The sequence below is a fragment of the Salinicola sp. 4072 genome, from assembly GCF_036663415.1.
GTDB lineage: Bacteria > Pseudomonadota > Gammaproteobacteria > Pseudomonadales > Halomonadaceae > Salinicola > Salinicola salarius_A.
Window position 1 is genome coordinate 21101 of sequence record NZ_JAXOVV010000019.1, and the last position, 24322, is coordinate 45422.

The 24322-nt window shown below is 64.0% G+C and carries 24 protein-coding genes; 10 read left to right on the forward strand and 14 right to left on the reverse strand.

The window, feature by feature from the left end; genetic code table 11:
- Nucleotides 1-259 precede the first annotated feature (259 nt).
- The 3 genes from R3F72_RS13160 to hemE form a co-directional block, all read right to left on the reverse strand.
- Nucleotides 260-628 (reverse strand): VanZ family protein, encoded by a 369-nt coding sequence (locus tag R3F72_RS13160; protein WP_256961282.1) that lies wholly within the window; start codon nucleotides 626-628, stop codon nucleotides 260-262.
- 66 nt (nucleotides 629-694) lie between these two features.
- Entirely contained in the window at nucleotides 695-1189 is a 495-nt protein-coding gene (locus R3F72_RS13165; RefSeq protein ID WP_332779857.1) for a thiol-disulfide oxidoreductase DCC family protein, read from the reverse strand.
- Complete coding sequence (gene hemE, locus R3F72_RS13170; protein ID WP_332779858.1) at nucleotides 1161-2249, reverse strand: uroporphyrinogen decarboxylase; 1089 nt, start codon at nucleotides 2247-2249, stop codon at nucleotides 1161-1163. Before hemE ends, R3F72_RS13165 begins: the two co-directional genes overlap by 29 nt.
- A gap of 229 nt (nucleotides 2250-2478) precedes the next feature.
- Here hemE and ribA point away from each other — a divergent pair, with 229 nt between their 5' ends.
- The 3 genes from ribA to R3F72_RS13185 all read left to right on the forward strand — a co-directional run bounded on the left by ribA (nucleotide 2479) and on the right by R3F72_RS13185 (nucleotide 5974).
- Nucleotides 2479-3114 carry a GTP cyclohydrolase II gene (gene ribA, locus R3F72_RS13175; protein ID WP_110631072.1) on the forward strand — a complete coding sequence of 212 codons (636 nt, stop codon included), beginning with the start codon at nucleotides 2479-2481 and terminating at the stop codon, nucleotides 3112-3114.
- 150 nt (nucleotides 3115-3264) lie between these two features.
- Nucleotides 3265-3987 carry a PAQR family membrane homeostasis protein TrhA gene (gene trhA, locus R3F72_RS13180; RefSeq protein ID WP_332779859.1) on the forward strand — a complete coding sequence of 241 codons (723 nt, stop codon included), beginning with the start codon at nucleotides 3265-3267 and terminating at the stop codon, nucleotides 3985-3987.
- 127 nt (nucleotides 3988-4114) lie between these two features.
- Nucleotides 4115-5974, forward strand: a complete 1860-nt coding sequence (locus tag R3F72_RS13185; protein WP_332779860.1) for an ABC transporter ATP-binding protein — start codon at nucleotides 4115-4117, stop codon at nucleotides 5972-5974.
- An 18-nt stretch (nucleotides 5975-5992) separates the two neighbouring features.
- On the opposite strand, the gene R3F72_RS13190 is transcribed toward R3F72_RS13185, so the two are convergent.
- The 3 genes from R3F72_RS13190 to R3F72_RS13200 all read right to left on the reverse strand — a co-directional run bounded on the left by R3F72_RS13190 (nucleotide 5993) and on the right by R3F72_RS13200 (nucleotide 7275).
- Nucleotides 5993-6499, reverse strand: coding sequence for a DUF421 domain-containing protein (locus R3F72_RS13190; protein WP_087719644.1), 507 nt, complete (start codon nucleotides 6497-6499; stop codon nucleotides 5993-5995).
- 129 nt (nucleotides 6500-6628) lie between these two features.
- Entirely contained in the window at nucleotides 6629-6958 is a 330-nt protein-coding gene (locus R3F72_RS13195; RefSeq protein ID WP_332779861.1) for a DMT family transporter, read from the reverse strand.
- A complete protein-coding gene (locus tag R3F72_RS13200; protein ID WP_322528246.1) occupies nucleotides 6958-7275 on the reverse strand; it encodes a DMT family transporter in 318 nt (105 codons plus the stop codon). The genes R3F72_RS13195 and R3F72_RS13200 overlap by 1 nt, the downstream gene beginning before the upstream one ends.
- Before the next feature lie 102 nt (nucleotides 7276-7377).
- Here R3F72_RS13200 and R3F72_RS13205 point away from each other — a divergent pair, with 102 nt between their 5' ends.
- Complete coding sequence (locus tag R3F72_RS13205) at nucleotides 7378-7962, forward strand: TetR/AcrR family transcriptional regulator (protein WP_322528247.1); 585 nt, start codon at nucleotides 7378-7380, stop codon at nucleotides 7960-7962.
- On the opposite strand, the gene R3F72_RS13210 is transcribed toward R3F72_RS13205, so the two are convergent.
- The 5 genes from R3F72_RS13210 to R3F72_RS13230 form a co-directional block, all read right to left on the reverse strand.
- Nucleotides 7963-8562, reverse strand: coding sequence for a methyltransferase domain-containing protein (locus R3F72_RS13210; protein ID WP_332779862.1), 600 nt, complete (start codon nucleotides 8560-8562; stop codon nucleotides 7963-7965). It abuts the gene before it with no gap.
- A 241-nt stretch (nucleotides 8563-8803) separates the two neighbouring features.
- Entirely contained in the window at nucleotides 8804-9577 is a 774-nt protein-coding gene (djlA, locus tag R3F72_RS13215; protein ID WP_332779863.1) for a co-chaperone DjlA, read from the reverse strand.
- A gap of 10 nt (nucleotides 9578-9587) precedes the next feature.
- Nucleotides 9588-11564, reverse strand: coding sequence for a 1-deoxy-D-xylulose-5-phosphate synthase (gene dxs / locus R3F72_RS13220; RefSeq protein WP_332779901.1), 1977 nt, complete (start codon nucleotides 11562-11564; stop codon nucleotides 9588-9590).
- A gap of 17 nt (nucleotides 11565-11581) precedes the next feature.
- Nucleotides 11582-12472 carry a farnesyl diphosphate synthase gene (locus R3F72_RS13225; protein ID WP_332779864.1) on the reverse strand — a complete coding sequence of 297 codons (891 nt, stop codon included), beginning with the start codon at nucleotides 12470-12472 and terminating at the stop codon, nucleotides 11582-11584.
- Nucleotides 12462-12767, reverse strand: coding sequence for an exodeoxyribonuclease VII small subunit (locus R3F72_RS13230; protein ID WP_322529621.1), 306 nt, complete (start codon nucleotides 12765-12767; stop codon nucleotides 12462-12464). Before R3F72_RS13230 ends, R3F72_RS13225 begins: the two co-directional genes overlap by 11 nt.
- A gap of 393 nt (nucleotides 12768-13160) precedes the next feature.
- On the opposite strand from R3F72_RS13230, the gene R3F72_RS13235 reads away from it, so the two are divergent.
- Nucleotides 13161-14327: a zinc-dependent alcohol dehydrogenase gene (locus tag R3F72_RS13235; protein ID WP_332779865.1), complete on the forward strand. Its 1167-nt coding sequence runs from the start codon at nucleotides 13161-13163 to the stop codon at nucleotides 14325-14327.
- A gap of 366 nt (nucleotides 14328-14693) precedes the next feature.
- Entirely contained in the window at nucleotides 14694-15944 is a 1251-nt protein-coding gene (serA, locus tag R3F72_RS13240; RefSeq protein WP_332779866.1) for a phosphoglycerate dehydrogenase, read from the forward strand.
- Between the two features lie 97 nt (nucleotides 15945-16041).
- Here serA and R3F72_RS13245 read toward each other — a convergent pair whose 3' ends face one another.
- Together R3F72_RS13245 and R3F72_RS13250 are read right to left on the reverse strand one after the other, a co-directional pair.
- Entirely contained in the window at nucleotides 16042-16221 is a 180-nt protein-coding gene (locus tag R3F72_RS13245) for a hypothetical protein (protein ID WP_087719624.1), read from the reverse strand.
- Nucleotides 16222-16303: 82 nt separating this feature from the next.
- Nucleotides 16304-18403: a TonB-dependent receptor family protein gene (locus R3F72_RS13250; protein WP_332779867.1), complete on the reverse strand. Its 2100-nt coding sequence runs from the start codon at nucleotides 18401-18403 to the stop codon at nucleotides 16304-16306.
- A 243-nt stretch (nucleotides 18404-18646) separates the two neighbouring features.
- Between R3F72_RS13250 and R3F72_RS13255 the strand changes: the two genes are divergently transcribed.
- Nucleotides 18647-19444 carry an SDR family NAD(P)-dependent oxidoreductase gene (locus R3F72_RS13255; protein ID WP_332779868.1) on the forward strand — a complete coding sequence of 266 codons (798 nt, stop codon included), beginning with the start codon at nucleotides 18647-18649 and terminating at the stop codon, nucleotides 19442-19444.
- A gap of 435 nt (nucleotides 19445-19879) precedes the next feature.
- Here the strand turns inward: R3F72_RS13255 and R3F72_RS13260 are convergent, their stop codons facing one another.
- Nucleotides 19880-21112 carry an amino acid deaminase gene (locus R3F72_RS13260; protein WP_332779869.1) on the reverse strand — a complete coding sequence of 411 codons (1233 nt, stop codon included), beginning with the start codon at nucleotides 21110-21112 and terminating at the stop codon, nucleotides 19880-19882.
- Nucleotides 21113-21332: 220 nt separating this feature from the next.
- On the opposite strand from R3F72_RS13260, the gene R3F72_RS13265 reads away from it, so the two are divergent.
- The 3 genes from R3F72_RS13265 to R3F72_RS13275 all read left to right on the forward strand — a co-directional run bounded on the left by R3F72_RS13265 (nucleotide 21333) and on the right by R3F72_RS13275 (nucleotide 24151).
- Entirely contained in the window at nucleotides 21333-22196 is an 864-nt protein-coding gene (locus tag R3F72_RS13265; RefSeq protein WP_332779870.1) for a MurR/RpiR family transcriptional regulator, read from the forward strand.
- 28 nt (nucleotides 22197-22224) lie between these two features.
- Nucleotides 22225-23694, forward strand: a complete 1470-nt coding sequence (locus tag R3F72_RS13270; protein ID WP_332779871.1) for an N-acyl-D-amino-acid deacylase family protein — start codon at nucleotides 22225-22227, stop codon at nucleotides 23692-23694.
- A gap of 64 nt (nucleotides 23695-23758) precedes the next feature.
- Nucleotides 23759-24151: a RidA family protein gene (locus tag R3F72_RS13275; protein WP_071231068.1), complete on the forward strand. Its 393-nt coding sequence runs from the start codon at nucleotides 23759-23761 to the stop codon at nucleotides 24149-24151.
- Nucleotides 24152-24322: the final 171 nt, after the last annotated feature.

The window sequence follows — 24322 nt, forward strand, 5'->3', positions numbered from 1 at the left end:
TACGACAGTAGCAAAGTCCATTCCACATCTGTCTTATTGTGCTTAAAAGTCTATTTTGAATGTCTTTTCGAGGCGGATGCCCCGTCATGACGCCCGGCATCGACATCCCGGCGGCAATAAATTGTTTCAAAACAGTGCTCAAAAAACACAGACGCACCAAAAAGGTGCCTGAGTCGAAGCGCGAGTCAACGTGGCATACATTGGAGATGGGTTATCGATCTTTCCGGCCATTGTCCAGAACGGCTTTCGTCCAGACCGGCTATTGTCCAGACAGACGACGGCGCCGCTTCGACTTCCCGCGTTGAACCAGAGCCAGCAATAGCAGGCCCGCGCCAGCGCCTAGTGCATTCGCGAGAATATCGCCCCAGTCGCCGCCGTGACGCCCCGGCACCCGGACCTGCAGATATTCGATGCCGATACTGAAGGCGACTGTCACGCCACAGGCGACCGACCACCGGCAACCCGTGAGACGCAGACCTGCTGCCAGGCCAGCGTAGGCGACGAAGTGATTGAACTTGTCCCACGGCAGATGCTGCGGCAGGTCGGTAGCCGGGCTCAAGCTGCCCCAGGCGATCCCCGCCGCCCAGATCAACGTGACCAGCGCGCACCCTTTTTGCCAGAGGCTCATGGGCATGGGCTCTCTCCTGGTTCGCTCTCTCGCCTGCCGGAACATTCACTGCATCGGGGCCAAGGTTCAACCTTCATCGGCGAGATCGGGCGGCAAGCCGCAGCGCCGGCAGAGTGCCGGCGTCAGCGATGTCAGCCAGCGCTCATGGCTCTCGAGACGGTCGGCGCCGAGGAAGGCCAATCGATGGCGGTGATCGCCGATGAATCGATAGGTGCGTTCACGCAACGCTCGCGGCACCCGGCGCAGCGCACTGATACGCTGCCACTCTCCCTGCAGTCGAGTCGCGAGGCGCCAGGCGGCATCGCTATTGCGGCTGAGTTCGCCATCGGCGATGTACCAGATGCTGTCGGTGCCCGAAAAGTCGATCTGAAAGTGCTCGCCCAGCCGGCGGGACACCGGGCTTTTCAGCCCGGCAATGCGCAGCCGGCTCTCGGGCCGCTCGTGCGCCAGCAGCCAGCGCACCGAACGCCGGCAGAACGGGCAGTCGGCATCGAACAGCAGCAGGCCGTCTCCGGTCTCGCTGCTGACAAGCTCATCGGTGGTAAGCGGGGCTGAGTTCATGCAAGGCGTCCATGAAAGCGGTGACATGGCCCGGGTCGGTGAACTGGCTGATGCCGTGTCCCAGGTTGAACACGTGGCCTTCGCCAGGCCCGAAGCTCTCGAGGATGCGCGCCACTTCTTCGCGAATCCGCTGCGGCGGCGCGAACAGCACGTTGGGATCGAGGTTGCCCTGCAGCGCGACCCGCTCGCCGACACGGCGCCGGGCATCGCTCAGCTCCGTGGTCCAGTCCAGGCCCACCGCGTCGCAGCCGCTGTCGGCGATCGACTCGAGCCACTGCCCGCCGTTCTTGGTGAACAGGATCACCGGCACGCGACGGCCATCATGCTCGCGAATCAGGCCATCCACGATGCGCTGCATGTAGGCCAGGGAGAACTCACGATAGGCCGGCGTCGACAGCGTCCCACCCCAGGTATCGAAGATCTGCACGACCTGGGCGCCGGCGCGAATCTGGGCATTGAGGTAGTCGGTGACCGCGGTTGCAAGAATGCCCAGCAGCGCATGCAGGGTTTGCGGATCGTCGTAGAGCATCGCCTTGAGATGGCGGAAATCCTTGCTCGAGCCGCCTTCGACCATATAGGTTGCCAGCGTCCACGGACTGCCGGAAAAGCCGATCAACGGCACGCGGCCATCGAGCTCGCGGCGAATCGTGCTGACGGCGTTCATGACGTAGTCGAGATCCCGCTCCGCATTCGGCGCGGTCAGCGCCGCGACGTCAGCGGCGGAACGCACCGTCTTGCGGAACTTGGGTCCTTCGCCGGTCTCGAAGTAGAGCCCCAGCCCCATGGCATCCGGAATGGTCAGGATGTCGGAGAACAGGATCGCCGCATCCAGCGGATAGCGCTCGAGCGGTTGCAGCGTCACCTCGCAGGCCAGATCGGCGTTGCGGCACAGATCCATGAAACTGCCGGCCTGGGCCCGGGTCTGACGATACTCGGGCAGGTAGCGGCCCGCCTGGCGCATCATCCAGACCGGCGTGCGGTCCACCGGTTGGCGAGCCAGCGCCCGCAGCAGGCGATCGTTGTGCAGCGCCCGCGGCTGGAGATCCTGGGATAGTGTCATGGCAGCCTTCATAGTCGAGGGGTTTAAATCAAGAGCCTCCGCATTGTAACGGATCGCCCGAACATGCAGTAAAACCTCCGGGTGTCAAAATTGATGTCAGCTATCGGCGCGATTTGCAGCCTTGTAACGGATCGGCCGGCAAGCCTGTTATAATGCCGCCCCTTTATTATTCATCGTCCGGCGCTTCGGCAACCGTATTCGAGCGTCTCCCCCACATCGCGAGGTCATCGTGACGATCCGCTTCATCGCCGCATCGCAACTGCCGACTCCCTGGGCGACGTTCATGCTGCACGGCTTCCAGGAAGCCTCCACCGGCAAGGAACACGTCGTGCTGACGCTCGGCGACATCACCACGCCTGAGCCGGTTCTCGCCCGGGTGCACTCGGAGTGCCTGACCGGTGATGCCCTGTTCTCGATGCGCTGCGACTGCGGCTACCAGCTGCAGGAAGCCCTCAAGCGGATCGCCGACGAAGGGCGCGGCGCGCTGCTCTATCTGCGCCAGGAAGGTCGCGGCATCGGCCTGCTCAACAAGATCCGCGCCTACGCGCTTCAAGACGACGGTGCCGATACCGTCGAGGCCAACGAACGGCTCGGGTTCGGCGCCGACCAGCGCCGCTACGATATCTGCGTGCCCATGCTCGAACACCTCGGCATCCAGTCGCTGCGATTGATGACCAACAACCCGCGCAAGGTCGAGGCCCTGAGCCAGGATGGCGTGACGATTCACGAGCGCCTGCCAATCACCACCGGTCGCAATCCGTTCAACGAGCACTACCTGACCACCAAGGTCGGCAAGCTCAATCACATGATGAATCTGGACGACTTCACCCCGGCCAGCGACGTCGACATCGAACGCGACGCCTGAGTTTTCTCGCACCCTGCGTTCGCGGGCTTTTGCCGGCGTCAACTCAGCGTCATGATGAGCCCATAGACTGAACCCGGGCCGCAACGGCCTGTCCAATCGGACAGCGCCTTGCATCCTGCACGCCCTGATCGTCGAGGGGGTTCGAATACCATGTCAGACGTTCAACCGGATTACCCGACCCAACGATCGGCTCCCTCGGGCAGCCGGCCCAGCGCCGATGAATCCGGTGCAGAGTTCTCGAGACTCGAGGAGTGGCTGCACAGCATCAGCCACGGTATCGGCGCCGCCTTGAGCCTCGCCGGCATGATCGTGCTCATCGTGCTGGCCAGCATCGCCGCCCATGTCGATCCGTGGAAGATCGTCAGCGTTTCGCTCTATGGCAGCTGCCTGCTACTGCTCTATACCGCCTCCACGCTCTATCACGGCTTTCGCCGCCAGCGACTGAAGCGCGTGTTCCAGGCTTTCGACCACTGCGCCATCTATCTGCTGATCGCGGGCACCTACACGCCGTTCCTGCTGGTCAACCTGCGCGGCCCGATGGGCTGGGCGCTGTTCGCCGTCGTCTGGAGTCTCGCCCTCGGTGGTATCGCCCTGCGCCTGATCTGGCCGCATCGATTCAGCGTGCTGCGGGTATTCATCTACCTGATCATGGGCTGGCTGATCCTGATCGCCTCCGGCGACATGGCTGACCACCTGCCGCAAACCGGCATCGCTCTGCTGGTCGCCGGCGGGCTTACCTACACGGTAGGCGTGCTGTTCTACGCCTTGCGCGTGATTCCCTTCCATCACGCCATCTGGCATCTGTTCGTGATCGGCGGCAGCGTCTGCCACTTCTTTGCCGTCTACACCGCCGTGCTGCCCTTTCAGGCCTGACGCCCGCGACGGCCGATTTCGACACGCGGATTGCCAAAGCGCCCGAGGCGGCTATGATCGTTAGCGGCTGGCAAGTGCCCCGCAGTGGAAACACGTCAGCCCGTCGCGCTTACCTTCAAGGATTGCCATGTTTCGCTGGTTCGAAAACCGTCTCGACCCTTTCCCGCCGCAGGAACCGCAACGTCCGCCGGACACGCTGATCGCCTTCTGCCTGCATTACACCCGTGGCGCCTGGCCGTATCTGCTGGCAGCGACGGTGCTGATGGCGCTGATCGCCGGCATCGAAGTATGGATGTTCGGGTTTCTCGGCAACATCGTCGACTGGCTGGCGGCCCAGGATCGCGAGACGTTTCTCGCCGAGCAGGGCTGGAAACTGGCCGGCATGGCGTTCGTCGTGCTGCTCCTGCTACCCGGCATGGTATGGCTGCATTCGCTATTCCAGCAGCAGACCCTGATGGCCAACTTCCCCATGCGCATCCGCTGGCTGGCGCATCGCTACCTGTTGCGGCAATCGATGGGCTTCTATCAGGACGAATTCGCCGGTCGCATCGCCACCAAGGTGATGCAGACGGCGCTTGCCGTGCGAGAGTGCGTGATCAAGCTGTTCGACGTCCTCAACTACGTCAGTGTCTATTTTCTCGGCACGCTGCTGCTGGTGGGCAACGCCGACTGGCGCCTGGCGCTTCCCCTGGTGGCGTGGCTGGCCGGTTATCTCGTTCTGCTGCGCATCTTCGTGCCGCTCATGGGCCGGGTATCGAAATCCCAGGCCGACGCGCGCTCGCGCATGACCGGCCGTATCGTCGACAGCTACAGCAACATCCAGACGGTCAAGCTGTTCTCCCATGCCAGCCGCGAAGCGACTTTCGCCAAGGAGAGCATGGATGGCTTCCTGGTTACCGTGCATCGCCAGATGCGACTGGTCACCGGCCTCTATGGACTGCTCTACCTGCTCAACGCGCTGCTGCTGTTCAGCATCGGCTGGCTATCGATTCACCTGTGGCTGACAGAAGCCGTCAGCGTGGGGGCGGTCGCCGTGGCGTTGGGGCTAGTCATGCGGCTGTGGGGGATGTCGCAGTGGATCATGTGGGAAGTCTCCGCACTGTTCGAAAACATCGGCACGGTGCAGGATGGCATGGCGACACTCTCCCTGCCCCGCCAGATCGAGGACGAGCCCGAGGCGAAGCCGCTCGCCATCGATCGCGGCGAGATCGTGTTCGACCATATCCGCTTTCACTACGGCAAGGGCAGCGGCGTCATCGACGACCTTTCGCTCCACATTCGCCCCGGCGAGAAGATCGGGCTGATCGGCCCTTCGGGCGCGGGCAAGTCGACCCTGGTCAACCTGCTGCTGCGCTTTTTCGAGCTGGAAGGCGGCGCGATCCGCATCGACGGGCAGAACATCGCCGACGTCACCCAGGAAAGCCTGCGCGCGAAGATCGGCATGGTGACGCAGGATACCTCGCTACTGCATCGCTCGGTACGCGACAACCTGCTCTACGGCCGGCCCGACGCCACCGACGAGATGGCGTGGCAGGCGGCGAAGCAGGCTCACGTTTCGGAATTCATCGAGTCGCTGCGGGACATTCATGGCCGGCAGGGCTTCGACGCCCATGTCGGCGAGCGCGGCGTCAAGCTCTCCGGCGGCCAGCGCCAGCGCCTGGCCATCGCCCGCGTCATGCTCAAGGACGCGCCGATCCTGATTCTCGACGAGGCCACCTCGGCGCTGGATTCCGATGTCGAGGCCGCGATCCAGGAGAACCTCGACCAGCTGATGCAGGGCAAGACGGTGATCGCCATCGCCCACCGCCTCTCCACCATCGCTGCCATGGATCGTCTGGTGGTCATGGAGCAGGGTCGCATCGTCGAACAAGGCAGCCACGCCGAGCTGATTCGTCAGAACGGCCTCTATGCCCGACTATGGCGACGCCAATCGGGCGGCTTCCTGGAAGCGGAACCCGCACAGCCCACGGCGGACGAGACGCGCTGACAGATGCGCTGGGCGTCTTCACGCCCGATGCGGCGACAGCCCCGCGACGCCCTGCAGCGCCGAATCGCTGCCGCCGGCGTCGGGAATGACGCTGAAGGTGCCGTCGGTTTCCAGCACCACGGCATGCACGCGCTCGACATCGGCGATACCGTTCTCGCGGATCGCCGCACGCACCTCGGCCTCCACGACCCGCTCCTGCGCCATCGCCTCCTGCCGGAACTGGCCCTGAAAGAGCAATAGCGTCGGCTGCGACTTGATCAGGTTCTTGATCGCGCGGGAGCGCACCGAGGAAAACGTGATCACGAACTGCAGCGCGACGATGACCAGAAACGCCGTGATGCTCTGCGCCAGCGAGACCTGGGTCGAGACCAGCGCCGTCGACAGCGTCGACCCCAGCGCGATGGTGACCACGAAATCGAAGGCGTTCCACTTCGACAGCGTGCGCTTGCCGGAGAGCCGGATGATGGCGATCAGGACCAGATAGCTGATGATCCCGACGACGATCGTATGGACGATCGGATGCATGGATAGACTCCTGATCAAGCGGTGATAGAGGAGCTGTCAGCGTAGGTGCCGTGGCGCGATGCGGCCAATCCTGCCCCGGCAAACGAGCATGGGCCGGCTGGCCGGCGACGGCGGACGCGGACCGCCTCCTCAACTCGCCAGCTTCAACCCCACTACCGCCGCGACGATCATCCCCACGAAGGCGAGCCGCAGCGGACGCCGCGATTCGCCCCACAGCAGCATGCCCATCAGCGTGCTGCCGAGCGTGCCGATGCCGGTGAAGATGGCGTAGGCCACGCCCATGTCGATCGAGCGCATGGCGATCGACAACAGGCTCAGCGAGCTGCCGAAACCCACGACGAGCAGCAGTAGGCCGTGCAGACTCTGGCCGCGATTGAGACGATCGAAGCCGGCGACGCCGACGATCTCGAAGCAGCCCGAGGCCAATAGCGCGATCCAGTGGAGAGTCGTCGATTCCATCAGTCATTCACCTGTTGAAGTCCAATCACGCCCACCAGCAGCAGCACGATGAATGCTAGTACCGGCCAGTGAAACGTCACGCCGAAGAGGAGCCAGTCGGCAATCGCGGTGCCCGCGGCGCCGAGGCCGACAAAGACCGTGTAGACGGTGCTCGTCGGCATATAACGTACCGCGCGCGAGGCGAGCCACAAGCTGGTGATCGCCAGCACCACCGTCAGCATCCAGTCGGTGGGCGTCTCGGCATGCTTCAATCCGGCGGCCCAGCCGACTTCGGCCAGGCCGGCCAGCGGCAGGATTCCCCATTGCGGTCGTATCATCGCTTGATCCACTCGATAAAAAATGGCTAACTAACGGTCGTTAGTTTATTTCGACCCACAAGTCTTGGCAAGCTACGCCTTCAATCACATCGGAAGATTCCCTTGAACACCCGAGACCGCCTCAAGCAGATCGGCCTTTCGCTGTTCGCACGCCATGGCTACGAAGGCACGACGCTGGCGCAGATCGCCACGGCTGCCGGCATCAAGAAGCCTTCGATCTACAACCATTTCGACAGCAAGGCGGCGCTGTTTCTGGAACTATCCCGCGATGCCGACGACGACCTGATCGCACTGATCGATGCCAGCCTGGCCGATATGGCAGACGCCCCGTTCGAACAGCGATTGCGCCACCTGCTGCAGCAGTGCGCCACGTTTGCCTACCGCGAACATCAGGGCGTGTTCTACAAGCGCTTCCTGCTGTTCCCCCCGCAGGATCTCGTCACCGAAGCCGAGGCCATCACCGAGCAGGGCGAATCACAAATAGATCGACGCCTCGTTGCCTTCGTGCAGGAGGGACGCCGAATCGGCGCCTTGCGGTCGACATTGACCGACGACCATTTCGTCGCAGCGTTCTACTGCGTCGTCGATGGGCTGCTCTCGGAGACGTTCATGTATAAAAAGCGCGAGCTCGAACGCCGGTTCGAAGGCGTCTGGTCGGTGTTCTGGGCGGGCGTGATGGCAGGCTGATCAGGCACTTTCCGGCTTGCGATACGCCTGGTAACAGTGCTTGTTGCGTTCGAGGGCAACCAGGGCGTGGGTGTCCAGGCCGGGGATATCGGCCGTTCCCAGCTTGCCCAGCGCGGCGATGGAATCCGGCGGATAGTGATTGCGCGGGGGAATGTCGTTCCAACCCAGCAGGAAGAGACCGCCGGGCTTCAGACAGACCGCCGCCCCGGCGAAGGCGGCTTCCACCGCACCGGGCTCGTCCAGGCCCCAGCCCAGCACGCCGTTGCAGATCACCGCGTCCAGGCTCTCCGGAGGCAGGTGCTCGGTGATATCGACCATGTTGGCCACGATATGCGAATCGCCGCCAAAGGCTGCCTTGGCAGGGTCGATCTCCATGGTCGTGACACGCTTGCGCGGCAGCAGCTGGGGATAGTGCCGGGTATACCAGGCGCAGCCGACCAGCAGTAGGGTCTCGACGCCGGGATCGCGATTCAGCGCAGGCAGCACGACGTCCTCGAGCAGACGCCGGTCGCCGTAGCGATAGCGCAGCACCCAACCACTCTTGTCGATCGTGCCCAGCATCCGGGCGGCAGTGCGGTAGAGATCGGCCTTCGCTGGCATGCAGTCACATCCTTGTTGCAGCTATCTCGACGGGCGAACCTCTATCTAAGCGTGTTAATCGATGAGAGACAATAGCGATCGCTGCCGGGACGGCCAGCGATCCGGCGCTAAAGAGAGGCGGCAGCCGGAACGCCCTGGCGAGCCGATTGCCATGACGGAAGAAGCCGCCAGTTTTTAAGCTGGCGGCGGCTACTGGAAGGATGGTCGGGATTCAGTCGTCGGGGGCGAGGCCCCGGGGCGATCAGCTTTGCTGCTCCCGCGTTTTCTTGATCAGGTCGTAGGCGTTGCTGATCTCGCTGGTGCGCTCCTTGGCCATCTCGCGCATGCTCTCCGGCAACCCCTTGCCGGCCAGCTTGTCGGGGTGGTTTTCGCTCATCAGCTTGCGATAGGCGCGCTTGAGCTCGGCATCGGAGACATCCTCGGACACACCGAGCACCCGATAGGCATCCTCCAGCGACTGGCCGCTGGTCGCACCGCCCGCCCCCTGATGGGCACCGCCGCGCAGCATCGCTTCGATCTGCTGGATCTCGGCTTCGGAGAAGCCCAGGCCGCGCGCCACGCGCAGCAGCATGTCGTGTTCGGCGGGATGCATCTGGCCGTCGGCGGCGATCGCTGCCAGCTGCACCTGCAGAAATACCTGCAGCAGCGCACGCTGGCCGCCAGTGACGCGGCGGATCGTCTCGACCTCGGCGTCGAGATCGAACTCCGGCGACTTGCCGCGATTGAAGGCAGCCTTGGCGCGTTCGCGCATCTCCCCGCTCAGGTTGAGACGATCGAACAGCATCTCCGCCGTGCGGATCTCGTCCTGGGTGATGTGGCCGTCGACCTTGCACACGCAGCCCATCACCGCGAAGGTCGACTCCAGGAACTGGTGCTGGATATTGACCACGCGCCCCAGCAGCGTGCTGCGCAGCTTTCGGCTGACCCACCAGCCGATGGCGGCGCCGATCAGAAGGCCCGGCAACTTGCCGAAGAGATAGCCGATGACGGCGCCGATTAGAATGGCAATTGACATGAAGATCCTATCAGTCGTTGTTGATGTTCAGGCGACGACGGATGGCCGCTTCGATGCCATCGGCATCCAGCCCGCAATCGCGCAGTAGTTCGGCCGGCTTGCCGTGTTCGACGAAAATGTCGGGAATGCCCAGATTGAGCACCGGCACCTGCACGCCCTCGGCCGCCAGCAGTTCGATGACGCCACTGCCGGCGCCACCGGCCACGACATTCTCCTCGAGCGTGACCAACAGATCATGGTCCTTGGCTGCCGCCAGAATCGCCTCGCGGTCCAGCGGCTTCACCGAACGCATGTTGAGGTGCGTCGCGTCGAGCCGCTCGGCGACCTCGGCCGCCGGCGTATTGAGGCTGCCGAATGCCAGCAGCGCAATACGCGCCTTGCCCTGTTCCGCCGTCGCTTCACGACGCCGCTCGGCCTTGCCGATCGGCACTCGCGCCTCGAGATCCGCCGGGATCTCGCTGCCCGGGCCGGTGCCGCGCGGATAGCGCACCGCCGCCGGGCCATCGTGGTGATAGGCGGTGGAGAGCATCGCCCGGCATTCCGCCTCGTCCGCCGGAGCCAGAATGATCATGTCCGGTACGCAACGCAGATACGAAAGATCCATCGCCCCGTGATGCGTCGGGCCGTCCTCGCCGACGAGGCCGGCGCGATCGATGGCGAAGGTGACATCGAGATGCTGCACGGCAACGTCGTGGATCAACTGGTCGTAGCCGCGCTGCAGGAACGTCGAGTAGATCGCCACCACCGGCTTCATCGCCTCGCAGGCCATTCCCGCCGCCAGCGTCACCGCATGCTGCTCGGCGATCGCCACATCGTAGTAACGTTCGGGATAGATCTGCGAGAAGCGGATCAGATCGGAGCCCTCGCGCATGGCCGGCGTGATGCCGATCAGCCGCGAATCCGCTGCGGCCATGTCGCACAGCCAGTCGCCGAAGACGTTGCAATACTTGCGCGGCTTGGGTCTGGTGGGCTTGGACCGGGTTTCGGATGAAGCCGATAGTCCACTCGCCGGCGGCGTGGTCGCGTCCATTTCGGGCGGTGTCGGCGGCGTCTTTTCCAGTTTGGTGATGGCGTGGAAGCCGATCGGGTCGGCTTCCGCCGGCCGAAAGCCGCGCCCCTTGCGGGTACGGACATGGAGGAACTGCGGCCCATCGAGATCGCGCACGGCCTCCAGCGCCTGATTCAGTGCGGCCAGGTCATGGCCGTCGATCGGCCCGAGATAGTTGAAGCCCATCTCCTCGAACAGCGTCGCCGGGCTGATCATGCCCTTGACGTGCTCTTCGGTGCGCCGCGCGAACTCCAGCGCGCCCGGCAGGTGCGACAGCACACGCTTGCCGTTCTCGCGCATGGCGGTATATGGCTTGCTGGTGAGAATCCGCGTCAGGTAACTCGCCATACCGCCGACGTTTTCCGAGATCGACATCTCGTTGTCGTTGAGCACGACCAGCAGGTTGGCATTGACGTGCCCCGCATGGGCCAGTGCCTCGAAGGCCATGCCGGCGGTCAGCGCGCCATCGCCGATCACCGCGCAGACGCGGCGCTGCTCGCCCTTGGTCCGGGCGCTCATCGCCATGCCCAGCGCCGCCGAAATCGAGGTGCTCGAATGGCCGACGCCGAAGGTATCGTAAGGAGACTCCTCGCGCCGCGGGAACGCGGCAAGACCGCCGTACTGCCGGATGCTCGACAGCGCTTCGCGCCGGCCGGTGAGAATCTTGTGCGGATAGGCCTGGTGGCCGACGTCCCACAGCAGGCGGTCGTGGGGGGTATTCAGGGCGCGGTGGAGCGCCACGGTCAACTCGACCACGCCGAGCCCGGCACCGAAATGACCGCCGCTGCAGCCCACGCTATAGAGCAGATAGGCACGCAGCTCATCCGCGACCTGCCGCTGCTGGGACAGTGACAGGTGGCGCAACCCCGCCGGCGACTCGAGCGTATCGAGCAGCGGCGTCAGGGGGCGCTGAGTAGGAATCTCGTCGAACAGCTTCATAGACATGTCGTTACCGGTCAGTGATCGCGATCGATCATGAAACGAGCCAGCGCCGCCAGCGGCTGGCCGGCCTCGCCCAGCGGCTCGAGAGCGGCGAGCGCCTCGTCGAGCAGATTGCGGGCGCGGCGCTGCGCCTGCGCAACGCCAAGCAGGGCGGGATAGGTGGGTTTGTCGCGGCGCGCGTCGGCGCCGGAGGTCTTGCCCAGCGTCTGGGTGTCGCCGGTGACGTCGAGAACATCGTCGTGAATCTGGAACGCCAGCCCCATGGCCGATGCGTAGCGGTCCAGCGCCGCGACCCGCGGGTCGGACTCGTCGACCGCCACCAGCGCGCCCAGGCGCACCGCGGCCCGAATCAGCGCGCCGGTCTTGTGCTGATGCATCGCCTGCAGCGCCGCGAGATCCATCGGCGCCCCGACGGCGCCCAGATCGATCGCCTGCCCCGCGGCCATGCCGTCACGGCCCGCCGCCTGTGCGAGCGTCGTGATCAAGGCGCCCAGACGCGGATGCGGCCGGGAGGCCAGTGCCTCGAAGGCGAGCGTCTGCAGCGCATCGCCCGCCAGGATCGCCAGCGGCTCGTCGAAGGCGCGATGAACCGTCGGCCGGCCGCGGCGCAGGTCGTCGTCGTCCATGGCCGGCAGATCGTCATGGACCAGCGAATAGGCATGGATCATTTCGATCGCCGCCGCCGGCGCGTCCAGCGCCTCGTCATCGGCGCCCAGCGCGCGCCCGGCCAGGTAGACCAGCACCGGTCGCAGCCGCTTGCCGGTCCCCAGCACGCTGTAACGCATGGCATCGTCGAGCGAAGCGCTGGCGCCATCCGCACGATTGAGCCATGCGGCCAGCACATGCTCGCTGCGCGACCGCGCGGCGTCGATCAGCCCCGCGGCGTTAGGCGTCTCAACGTTCATGGTTCGGCTCCTGGTCGAACGGCTCCGGGTCATCGAACGGAACCGCCTGCAGCGAGCCGTCGCTCTGCTCGAGCAGCGCCTGCACCTTGAGTTCGGCGCTGTCGAGGCGGTGCTGGGCATCCCGCGTCAAACGGATACCGCGCTCGAACGCGGTCAACGACGCTTCCAGCGTCAGTTCGCCGGATTCGAGCTGGGCAACCAATGTCTCGAGCTGATCCAGCGTCGCGGCAAAATCCTTGGCAACGTCAGCGTTCTGGGAGGCGTCAACGTCCTGTGAAACGTCCTTGTCGGCCATCTTGTCGGGCATGGGGCTCTCATGTCATCGCTCGAGGACGCCCCAATGGCGCCGAGAGCGTTCTTCGAGGCACGGGCGTCGAAACGCTGCCGCACCGGTTCGGAAATGGCTCCTCAGTATACACCGCCGCCCCCCGGGGTCGTCTGCCCTTGGCGGCAAATCCGACGGCCTCGCGACGCTATCGCCATCGACACGCTTCCTGATTCGGTCGAATTCCGCCTTCATTGTTAACCCAGATCAACTTGAAAGCCGTTAACCGCATTTATCGGCACTATCGCGGCCATTCCATCCGAGATGCGCTGGAAGAGAGCCGACATGCGTTCTAACTTCAGGTGGGCGCAAGCGACCGTTGTGTCATCACGGAAGCCAAAATCATTGCAAGGAGCCACCTGCATGAAAGCACTGGTCTATCAGGGTAGTCACGACGTGCGCGTCGAAAACGTTCCCGAACCGAAAATCGAGCAGGACGACGATATCGTCCTGCGGGTCACCGCCACTGCCATCTGCGGCTCCGACCTCCACCTCTACCGGGGGTCGATGCCAGCCACCGAACCGGGCGACATCTTCGGCCACGAGTTCATGGGCATCGTCGAAGAAGCCGGCCCGGCGGTCACCCGCGTCAAGAAAGGCGATCGCGTCGTGGTGCCCTTCGTCATCGCCTGCGGCAGCTGCTTCTTCTGCCAGCACGCGCTCTATGCGGCGTGCGAGACCACCAATCCCGACGAGGGCGGCGCCCTCAACAAGAAGTCGATCCCCGCGCCGGCCGCGCTGTTCGGGTTCTCCCACATGTACGGCGGCATCCCCGGCGGGCAGGCCGAATACGTGCGCGTTCCCCAGGCGAATACCGGCCCGTTCCCCATCGCCGACGGGCTCGACGATGAACAGGTGCTGTTCCTGTCCGACATCCTGCCGACCGCCTATCAGGCGGTGCTGAACGCCAGCATCACGCCCGGCTCGAGCGTGGCGATCTTCGGTGCCGGTCCGGTGGGGCTGCTGTCGGCGGCCTGCGCCAGGATGGAAGGCGCCGAACGGATCCTCATGGTCGACAATCAGCGCTATCGTCTCGACTTCGCCAAGCAGGCCTACGGCGTCGAAACGCTCAATTTCGATGAGGTCGACGATGTGGCCGAAGCGATCATCCAGATGACCGACGGCTACCGTGGCGTGGATGCGGTGATCGATGCCGTGGGCTACGAGGCCAAGGGCCACGGCGGCAAACTGCCGGCGATGGACAACTTCGAGGTCGAGAGCAGCGACATCGCTCTCCATCAGTGCCTGGCAGCGGTGCGCCGCGGCGGCAATATCAGCGTCCCGGGCGTCTATGCCGGCGCCGTCGACGGCTTTCTGATCGGCGATTTCTTCGACAAGGGCCTGACCATGAAAGGCGGGCAGACCCACGTTCATCACTACCTGCCCAAGCTGCTGGAAGCCATCGAGCAGGGCAAGCTCAAGCCCGACGCGATCATCAGCCACCGCATGACGCTGGATCAGGCCGCCGACGGCTATCGCATGTTCGACGACAAGCAGGACGACTGCCGCAAGATCGTGCTGACGCCCTGAACCGCCGCGCTGCCGGCAAGCTTCACTGCTGTCGACCGCCCCCCTCCAATAAACCGCCCCCAACGAAACAAAACGGAAAAACAAAACGGCATCTCGGACGCCCCCATGCGGGGCGTTTCGCGTCCGTCGTCTCCTGCCTTGCCTCCAGCTCTCGTCGCCTGTCGCGGCGGATTGTGGATGCATGGGCTTCATGTCGAAGCCGCGTCATTTTCATCCCGCCCGGCAGTGCCTGTGTTAAGCTGTGCGCCCGCTGGCGCCGCTGAGGCGGAGATTTCTGCCCCAGTCCCGCCAGGTCTCCCCCCATGATCGCGACGCGGCTTTCATGCCACCGTCGCCACAAGCCGATGAAGAAGGGTTGATCCACCAATGGCCAAGACGTCTCTGGACAAGAGCAAGATCAAGATCCTCCTGCTCGAGGGCATTCACCAGTCCGCCGTGGATACGCTGCTGAACGCGGGTTACACCAATATCGAGACGCTCTCCACGTCGCTGGCCGAAGACGCTCTGATCGAAAAGATCCGCGACGTGCACTTCATCGGCATTCGCTCCCGGACCCAGCTGAACGAGCGGGTCTTCGCCGCGGCAGAAAAGCTGACTGCCGTCGGCTGTTTCTGCATCGGCACCAACCAGGTCGATCTCGATGCGGCGCTCAAACGCGCCATCCCGGTGTTCAACGCGCCCTACTCCAATACCCGTTCGGTGGCGGAGCTGGTGCTGGCCGAAACGATCATGCTGCTGCGCGGCATCCCCGAGAAGAACGCTCGCGCGCACCAGGGCGGCTGGCTGAAATCCGCCAAGAACTCGCATGAAACCCGTGGCAAGACGCTAGGCATCATCGGTTACGGCAGCATCGGCGCCCAGCTCTCCGTACTTGCCGAATCGCTCGGCCTCGACGTGCTCTACTACGACGTGGTGACCAAGCTGGCGATGGGCAATGCGCGCCAGGTGGGCAGCCTCGAGGAGCTGCTGGCCCGCGCCGACGTGGTCAGCCTCCATGTGCCGGATCTGCCATCCACGCGTTGGATGATCGGCGCCGAGCAGATCGCGCTGATGAAGCAGGGCGGCATCCTGATCAACGCCTCTCGCGGCTCGGTCGTGGATATCGAGGCCCTGGCCGAAGCGCTCAAGAGCGGCAAGCTGCTGGGCGCGGCGATCGATGTCTTCCCGGTCGAGCCCAAGGGCGCCGACGAGGAGTTCACCTCGCCGCTGCGCGGTCTCGAGAACGTGATTCTGACCCCGCATATCGGCGGTTCCACGCTGGAAGCGCAGCAGAACATCGGCATCGAAGTCGCCGAGAAGCTGGTGACCTACTCCGACAACGGCACCACCATCACTTCGGTCAACTTCCCCGAGGTGGCGCTGCCTTCGCATCCGGACAAGCATCGCCTGCTGCACATCCACGAGAACGTGCCCGGCGTGCTCTCCGAGATCAACCGCGTGCTGTCCGAAAACGGCATCAACATCGCCGGCCAGTTCCTGCAGACCAACGACAAGGTCGGCTATGTTGTCATCGACGTCGACAAGGCCTACGGCAAGCAGGCGCTGGAAGCGCTCAAGCAGGTCGACCACACCCTGCGCCTGCGCGTGCTCTACTCCGAGAGCGATTATCAGGCCTGAAGCACGACCAGGCCTGAAAAGATGCTTTAATGAGCCGACGATCGAAAAGCCGTCCTTGGGCGGCTTTTTACGTCAGGTCAGGCGTATCGCTACGTGTTTACGGCAGCTCGCCGGAACCATTCTGCCCACGCGAAGCATCCGCCGGATTGCTGGTCGGCCCTTCCTGAGGCACGCCCGCTTTCACCTCGCGCTGCCCGTCGTTGTAACGATTGAACGTGCAGCCGCCGATCAGGGAGAACAGGACCAGCGCCCCGGCAAACGCAATGAGAATTCGCATAACGGTTCCTTGAATCATCGTTGATGGCGGCGATGCTCGAACGCCGCTCTTTTAGAGATCGAACCAGGCATCTGGTCCAGAATCAAAAATCGATACCGATACCAGCATAGACCGTCCGCCCCGGTGCCGGATCGAAATAGCGCGCGTTGGTCGCGTTGATGATCACGTTGGCATAGTGCTCGCGGTCGAACAGATTGCGGATGCCGACATAGCCCTTCAGCCACGTATCGCCGCCCAGGCGCCAGCCGTCGCCGCCGCGCAGGTTGACCAGCCAGACGTCGTCGATCTTCACCTCGTTGGCATCGTCGGCCATCATCGAACCGATGTACTGGGTTTCCACCGTCGCGAACCTCTGGCCGAGCCCCTGCCAGGTCAGGCGATTGACCCAGGTCTTCTCCGGCAGGCCGGGAATCCGGTTGCCGTCATAGTTGCCGTCGGCATCCTCGAAGTCATCGAATTCGTACTTGGCCAGCGTCAGCGCGCTATCCAGGCGCCAGCTGGGCTGGAACTGCCAGCCCAGCGCCGCCTCGATACCGTCCTGCTGGCTCTTGCCGGCGTTCCGATAGTAGTCCCGGCCATCGATCTGATAGGAGACCAGTGAATCCCGCACCCGGGTCGAGAACAGCGCCACGTCGTAATCGAGGCCGTTGTCGAAGTTGCCGCGCAGGCCGACCTCGCGATTCCACGCCTTCTGCGGTTCGATGCCGGGATTGAAGCCCCCGACACCGGCCGGGTTGGCGAACTCGGCAAAGGTCGGCGTCTCGAACGAGGTGCCCGTGGAGAGATAGACCTGATGCGTGGGCAGGTAACGGAAGCTGAGCCCGGCACTGCCGCTCCACTGCTCGAAGGTACGGTCGCCGCTGTCGTCGCCGTCGCTCCGGTAATCATCATCGATATCGAAATCGACCCGGTCGTAACGGGTGCCGAGCGAGAGCGTCCAGCGCTCGGTCAGGTCGAGATCGCCCTGCAGAAAGGCGCCCAGCGAGGTCGCCTTCTGCGTTTCGTCGGCGGTGCGCCCCTGATGATCGCCATCGATATTCACCGCCTCCCGGTAGCGGTCATCCACCTGACGTCCCACGTCCACGCCGGCCATATAGCGCAGCGGCAGCTCGCCCAGCCTCAGCGACTGGTGATACTCGGCGCTGCCACCGTAGTAGTCGCGATCGTAGGCAACGAAGTTGTCGTCACCCGCATAGGCCAGCTGCTGCTGGTAGTCGCGCTTGAGATAGAACCCCTTGAGGTAGAACTCGCCGGGGCCGGCGGAGAGATCCTCGTACTGCAGGCCAATCACCTGCTGATCGACCTCCTGCCCTGCATCGATACGGGTCGGCGAGTAGAAATCATTACCCGTTATCGTCCCATCACGGTCGCTGGACACAGTTGCTGCATCCAACCCACCCGGATCCTCGGCGTAGGGACTATCCAACAGATTGACGATCGCCGTGAGCGCGCGATCACTCCCCAGTTCACGACGCAGCTTGGCGTTGAGCAGGTATTTCTCGGTCGAACTATGGTCGCGATAGCCGTCGACATTGAGCGCCGACACGCTGATGTGGTGCGACCAGGGGCCGTTGACGCCGCCATTGCTGACCGATGTCTTCTGATAGCCGTCACTGCCACCTTCGATACGGATATGGCTGCCCGGATCGTCGCTGCCGTCCGCGGTGGTCACGCTGATCACGCCGCCGGCGGCATTGCCGTACTGCACCGCGCTGGGGCCGCGAATCACTTCGATGCGCTCGGCGCTGTCGAGATCGATCGCATCCAGCTGCGCCTGACCGTCCGGCAACGTGTAGGGAATGCCATCGACCAGCACGGTGATGCCACGCACGCCCCAGGGCGTCCGCGCGCCAAACCCGCGAATGGAAACCCGTTCGCCCTGGGCGAAGTTGTCGCGATTCTGCAGGAAGAGCCCGGGCACCGTGATCAGCGACTCGTCCAGACGGACCCGTTGCTGGCCCTGCTGAATCTCCTCGCGCTCGACCACCGAGACGGCGGCCGGCGTGGCATACAGCTCGCGGGAAAGTCGCGGCGCGGTGACCTCGATCACCGGTTGCGCGGCCGCCGACGGGCTCGCGGCAGACGGCGCCGAGCCGGACTGTGCCGAGCCGGACTGTGCCAGCGCCACGCCGGGCAGGACGGCACCCAGACATAGGGCCGTTGGAAGGTAGCGAAATTTCATGGCGTTCCCTGCAATGGAGGTGTTGCCGCTTTTCCAGCGGCTTGTGAAGACGTGATGTGTCGCTTTTGGCGAGCGTTCCGACTCGCACGGTCACAGACGGGCGCCATTTTTACGCCTCGATGGCGCTCCCGCAAGGCCAAGCCTCACGGCTGCCGGTTGGCAAGAATTCGCGACCTTGACCATGCTGGAGGCTCGAATACTGCATTCCTCGAGCAATCCAATCGTAAGCAGGGAGGCTTGGCAATGGATTTGGGCATTCTCGGTAAAACCGCATTAATCACCGGCGCGCAAAGTGGTATCGGCCTGACCACGGCCCATACCTTGGCGGCCGAAGGCGTCAATCTGGTGCTCACCGATCTCGACCCGCAAGCGCTCGAGCGCGCCGCTAACGATTTGCCGGGCGAGCCGCTATGCCTGACGGCAGACGTGACGCGGCAAGCGGAAGTGGACGAACTGGTCGCCAAGGGCGTGCAGCACTTCGGCGCGATCGATATCGTCATCCACACCGCCGGCGTCACCGGCGCCAAGGGCGATCCGCTGGAACTCACCGACGGGGATTACGAACACGCCTGGCAGATCGACTTCTTCTCTGCCGTGCGAGTGGCTCGCGCCACCATTCCCGCCATGCGCGATCGCGGCTGGGGCCGTTTCATCTGCATCACGTCGGAAAACAGCGTTCAACCCTACTGGGAAGAGGCGGTCTACAATACCGCCAAGGCGGCGCTGAGCACCTTCGTCAAGAACCTCTCCTACAAGGAAGCGGCACACGGCGTGCTCTGCAATACCGTCGCCCCTGCCTTCATCGCCTCGCCGATGACCGACGGCATGATGACACAGCGCGCCGATCAACTGAGCGTTTCCTTCGAAGAGGCGATCGCAAGTTTTCTCGAGAACGAGCGCCCCGGCATCGTCGCCAAACGCCGCGGCGAAGCGCAGGAAGTCGCCCATGTGATCGCCATGCTGGTGTCGCAGCACGCCTCTTTCGTCAACGGCAGCAATATCCGTGTCGACGGCGGCTCCGTCATCTCCGTTCAGAATTGAGCGCGCCGCCAGGCAGCCAGCCATTCCAACGAACGACGGCGCCGAGCCGACGAGCGACAGGGCGGAGAGCCCCGTCGCTCGCTCATGCGTCACCGGCAGATGGCGTGTACCGAACCTTCCCTCCGGCATCAGCCTTCACAGCAGCAATCCCAGGCATAAACCAGACATAAAAAAGGCGAGCCAATGGCTCGCCAAAAACTTCCGTCAATGATTCGTTAGGTCTCATCCCGACGGAAGAGCGCTCGGGAATGGCACGCCTGCCCGGATACCGCCGGGCCTGATCCGCGAACCATCGCATGACTGTCGTGCAGCCAACGGCGCGGAAAAATGGCCGCGACCGATGCTCACAGGGTGCCAAATTAAGCGAGCAACGCCCGAGCGTCAATATTTATGGAAACCGTTTCCACTTTTTTAATGGCGGATGCGGCGCCGTTATCAGAAGCAGGTTTCGAGAATCTCCTTCACCCCCAGCCGTTCGTCGACCAGCAGCAGACGGCGCCACTTGTCGAAGGTCAGGCAGGGATGCGAGGTGCCGAAAGCGATGACATCGCCGACGGCGATCTCGGCATTTGCGGGAATCTCGAGAAAGACGTGCTGGTCCATGATGTGCGTCGTTCGCCACGCGCTGATATCAGTTGGCGTCGCGTTCTCCGTGGCCGATGAATAAAGACGCAGCGGCAGCGGCAGATCCGGTTCGTGGCCGATATCGCGCTTGCCCAGCGCGACGATAGCCAGGCCCGGCTCGGGTAACGACTGCACATGGGCGAACACCTCCAGCGCCGGCTGCAATTCTCCTTCGAGCCCGGGGTGGCGCGATTTCACGGCGTCCATGGCACCGGCATAGAGCTTGTGATCGTGAACCACGTAGCAGCCCGGTCGCAGTACCGGCGTATAGCGTTCGCGCGACTCAGTCTTGAAGAACGCCTTGTCGAAGGCTTCGGCGATCAGATCGAACCACTTGGAGCCGGACGCGGTGACGATCGGCGCCTCGCGCTGGAGCACGCCACTGGCTTGCAACTTCCGGACGGTATCGACCAGTCGCTCGCCGTAGGCGCGCACGGCGGCGATCTCGTCACCGCCAGCGATCATCCCCTCGTAACCTTCGATACCCACCAGCGCCAGCGCCGGCTGCTCCGCGATCGCCGCCACCAGCGCCTCGACCTGTTCGGCGTCGCGACAACCGCAGCGACCGCCATCGATGCCCAGCTCGATCAGCACGTTAAGCGTGAGCCCACGTTCGGCGAAATAGCGCCCCAGATTGCGCACGTTATCGGCACCATCGACCACGCAGTAGTATTCGAGGCCACGCTCGATGGCATCCGCGATCAGCGTCATGTTCGGTCGGCCGACCAGTTGATTGACCATCAGCACGCGATCGATGCCATGCGCATGCGCCGCCACCGTCTGCACCGCCGTCGCCAGCGTGATACCCCAGGCGCCCGCCTCGATCTGACGCTTGAACAGCGCCGGCGCCATCGTCGTCTTGCCGTGGGGCGCGAGTTTGGCGCCGTGATCGTCCGCGAAACGCTGCATCCAGGCGAGATTGTGCGCCAGCGGTGCCTCGAAGACCGCTGCCGCCGGCAGCGGCACGTCCGCCAGCAGACTGGCGGGGGTCGAAAGCGGCGTGCCTTTCTGCGGCGGCGCCGAAGACGTTATCGGGTCAGCCATCGGTTCTTCTCCTGTCGCGAATGTTGTGCTTGTGGTGATCGTCGTCACCAAGAATGCCGGGGCGAGTCTGTCTTCTCAGCTCTTTGTCTCAGCTCAGCTCTTTGTCTCAGTCCTTTGTCTCAGCCCTATTTCTCAACCCTTTGGGGTATTTACTAACACACAAAATAAAAATATGTTAGCAACTAACATCGACTGACTACTACCGACTATCGAGCCCAACGTGAGCCAGGAAATCGACATCTTGTCGCACATCACCGCTTGCTTGCCGAGTCTGCGCGAGGCGGAGAAGAAGGTCGCCAATCTGATCTTCGATGATATCGACTTCGTCGCGGAGGCGAGCATCGGTGACATCGCCAGGCGCGCCGAGGTGAGTGATGCCACGGTGACCCGCTTTGCTCGGGCAGTGGACTGTCGCAACGTGCGCGATCTCAAGACGCGCCTGACCCGCGCGCTGGCTGCCGGCCGCCGTTTCATCCAGGAAGCGAGCGAGGACGATGGCCTCGGGGTGATCTACGACACCGCCGCCCAGACGCTGGCGCTCAACCGCACGCTGATGGAGCAGGCGGACGTCGAGGGCGCAGTGGCGATGCTCGACGACGCCCGCCAGATTCTGGTGTTCGGGGCCGGCGGCGGGTCGACGGTGATGGCGCAGGAGCTGCAGTTCCGGCTGGTCCGCCTCGGCTACGCGATCAGCGCCTATCCGCAATCGCTGCTGCCGCGCATGGTGGCCTCGACCCTGGAGCCCAGCGACGTGGTGGTCGCGCTTTCCGTTACCGGCTACACACCGGAAATCGTCGAAGCCGCCGAACTGGCGCGCCAATACGGCGCCCGGGTGCTGGCCGTCACCGCGGTCGGCTCGCCGTTGGCCAAGGTCGCCGATATCACGCTGCCGCTGGCCGCCCGCGAGACCGATTACATCTATTTTCCGTCGTCGTCGCGCTACGCCATGATGGCCGCCATCGACATGCTGGCCCTCGGTCTGGCGCTGCGCCACCGCTCGCGCACCCGCGACAAGCTGCGACGACTCAAGATCACTCTCGATGCCCACCGCGGCGGCGACAACCGCCAGCCGCTGGGGGATTGAGCGTCACGAGCCGCTTTCAGGAGCCACCATGCCCCATGATTTGTTGATCCGCCGCGCCAGCGTCATCGACGGCAGCGGACGCGAGCCTTTCATTGCCGATGTGGCGATCGAGGGCGACCGGATCGTCGCCATCGGCGATCTGGGTGATGCCGATGCCCGCGAGACCGTCGATGCCACGGGGCTGATTCTCACCCCCGGCTTCATCGACGTGCACACCCACGACGACACCAACGTCATCCGCACCCCCCAGATGCTGCCCAAGCTTTCCCAGGGCGTCACGACGGTGGTGGTCGGCAACTGCGGTATCAGCGCCAGCCCGGTGAAATTGGCCGGCGAGGTGCCGGACCCCATGAACCTGCTCGGCCGCGCGGAGGATTTCCGCTACCCCACCTTCGCCGCCTATGCCGAAGCGATCGAGCAGGCGCGACCGAGCGTCAACGTGGCGGCGCTGATCGGCCATACCAGCCTGCGCAGCCAGGTCATGGATCGCTTCGACCGTGCCGCCAGCGACGGCGAAATCGCCGCCATGCGTGAACAGCTGGAAACGGCACTGACCGAGGGCGCCGTCGGCATGAGCTCCGGGCTAGCCTACCGCAACGCCTATCACGCCCCCACCGCCGAGATGAACGCGCTGGTCGAGGCGGTCGGCCGCGCCGGCGGCGTCTACACCACGCATCTGCGCGACGAGTTCGCCGGGCTCCCCGAAGCCATGGACGAAGCCTTCGCCACCGCCAGACATGGCCAGGCGCCGCTGGTGATCTCGCACCTCAAGTGCGCCGGCGCCGGCAACTGGGGCAACGCGCCCAAGGCACTGGCGAAGCTCGACGCCGCCGCGCTTTCCCACGGCGTGCACTGCGACTGCTATCCCTACACCGCCGGCTCCTCGACGCTGGATCTGGGTCAGGTCACCGACGAGATCGACATCTTCATCACCTGGTCCGACCCGCATCCGGAGATGGCGCGCCAATCGCTGAAAGCGATCGCCGAGCAGTGGGAGCTGTCGCTGATGGACGCCGCCCGGCGTCTGCAGCCGGCCGGCGCGGTCTATCACAACATGAGCGAGGCGGACATGCGCCAGGTGCTGTCGCATCCGCTGTCGATGGTCGGCTCCGACGGGCTGCCCAACGATCCGCATCCGCATCCGCGTCTATGGGGCGCGTTCCCGCGGGTGCTGGCGCACTACAGCCGCGATCTGAAACTGCTGCCGTTGACCGAGGCGGTGCGCAAGATGACCGGGCTTTCCGCCGCCAACTTCGGCCTGACCGACCGCGGCGAGATCCGAGTCGGCGCCTTCGCCGACCTGGTGTTGTTCGATCTCGACGCCCTCGAGGACACCGCGACCTACACCGCGCCGATCGCCAGGGCGAGCGGCATCGAGCGGGTCATCGTCAACGGCGTGGTCAGCTATCGCCAGGGCGAGGCCAGCGAATACCGAGCCGGACGTTTGCTGCGACGCCGAACCCGGCTGTCGGCGGAGCCTTCCCGCACCGCCTCATGATTTTTCATTCACCCGATAACCCGAAACCGTTATCCCCAATCCCGTCAATCCAGGAGATTCAACCATGAGTATCAAACGTTATGGCGTCGAAGGCGGCGTCGGCACCGGTGGCCAGAAACTGCCCTTCGCTCGCGCCACCGAGGCAGCCGGCTGGCTGTTCGTCTCCGGCCAGACACCGATGACCGACGGCGAAGTCGTCGAGGGCAGCATCATCGAACAGTCGCGACTGGCGTTCGCCAACTGCCTGAAGATCGCCGAAGAGGCCGGCTACGGTGTGGAAGACGTGGTCCACGTCACCGCCGTGCTCACCGACGCGCGCTACTTCAGCTCGTTCAACAAGGTGTTCAAGGAAGTGTTCGGCGACCATCCGCCGGCGCGGATCTGCAGCGTTCAGGACCTGGTGGTGGACTGCAAAGTCGAAGTGGACATCAAGTGCTATCGCGCCGACAGGGCCTGATACGTGCCTGCGCGTACGCATCGCTCGAAAGATGATCGAATGCGTTGACGAGACGCTTTGAAACATCTGCAAGAAAGGTGGTCACGCCCCGGCAAGGGCGCGACCGGCAGCATAAAACCCTATGGACCAGGTTGTTTAACACTGCTCCGGTCGCGGCAACGACCGGAACGA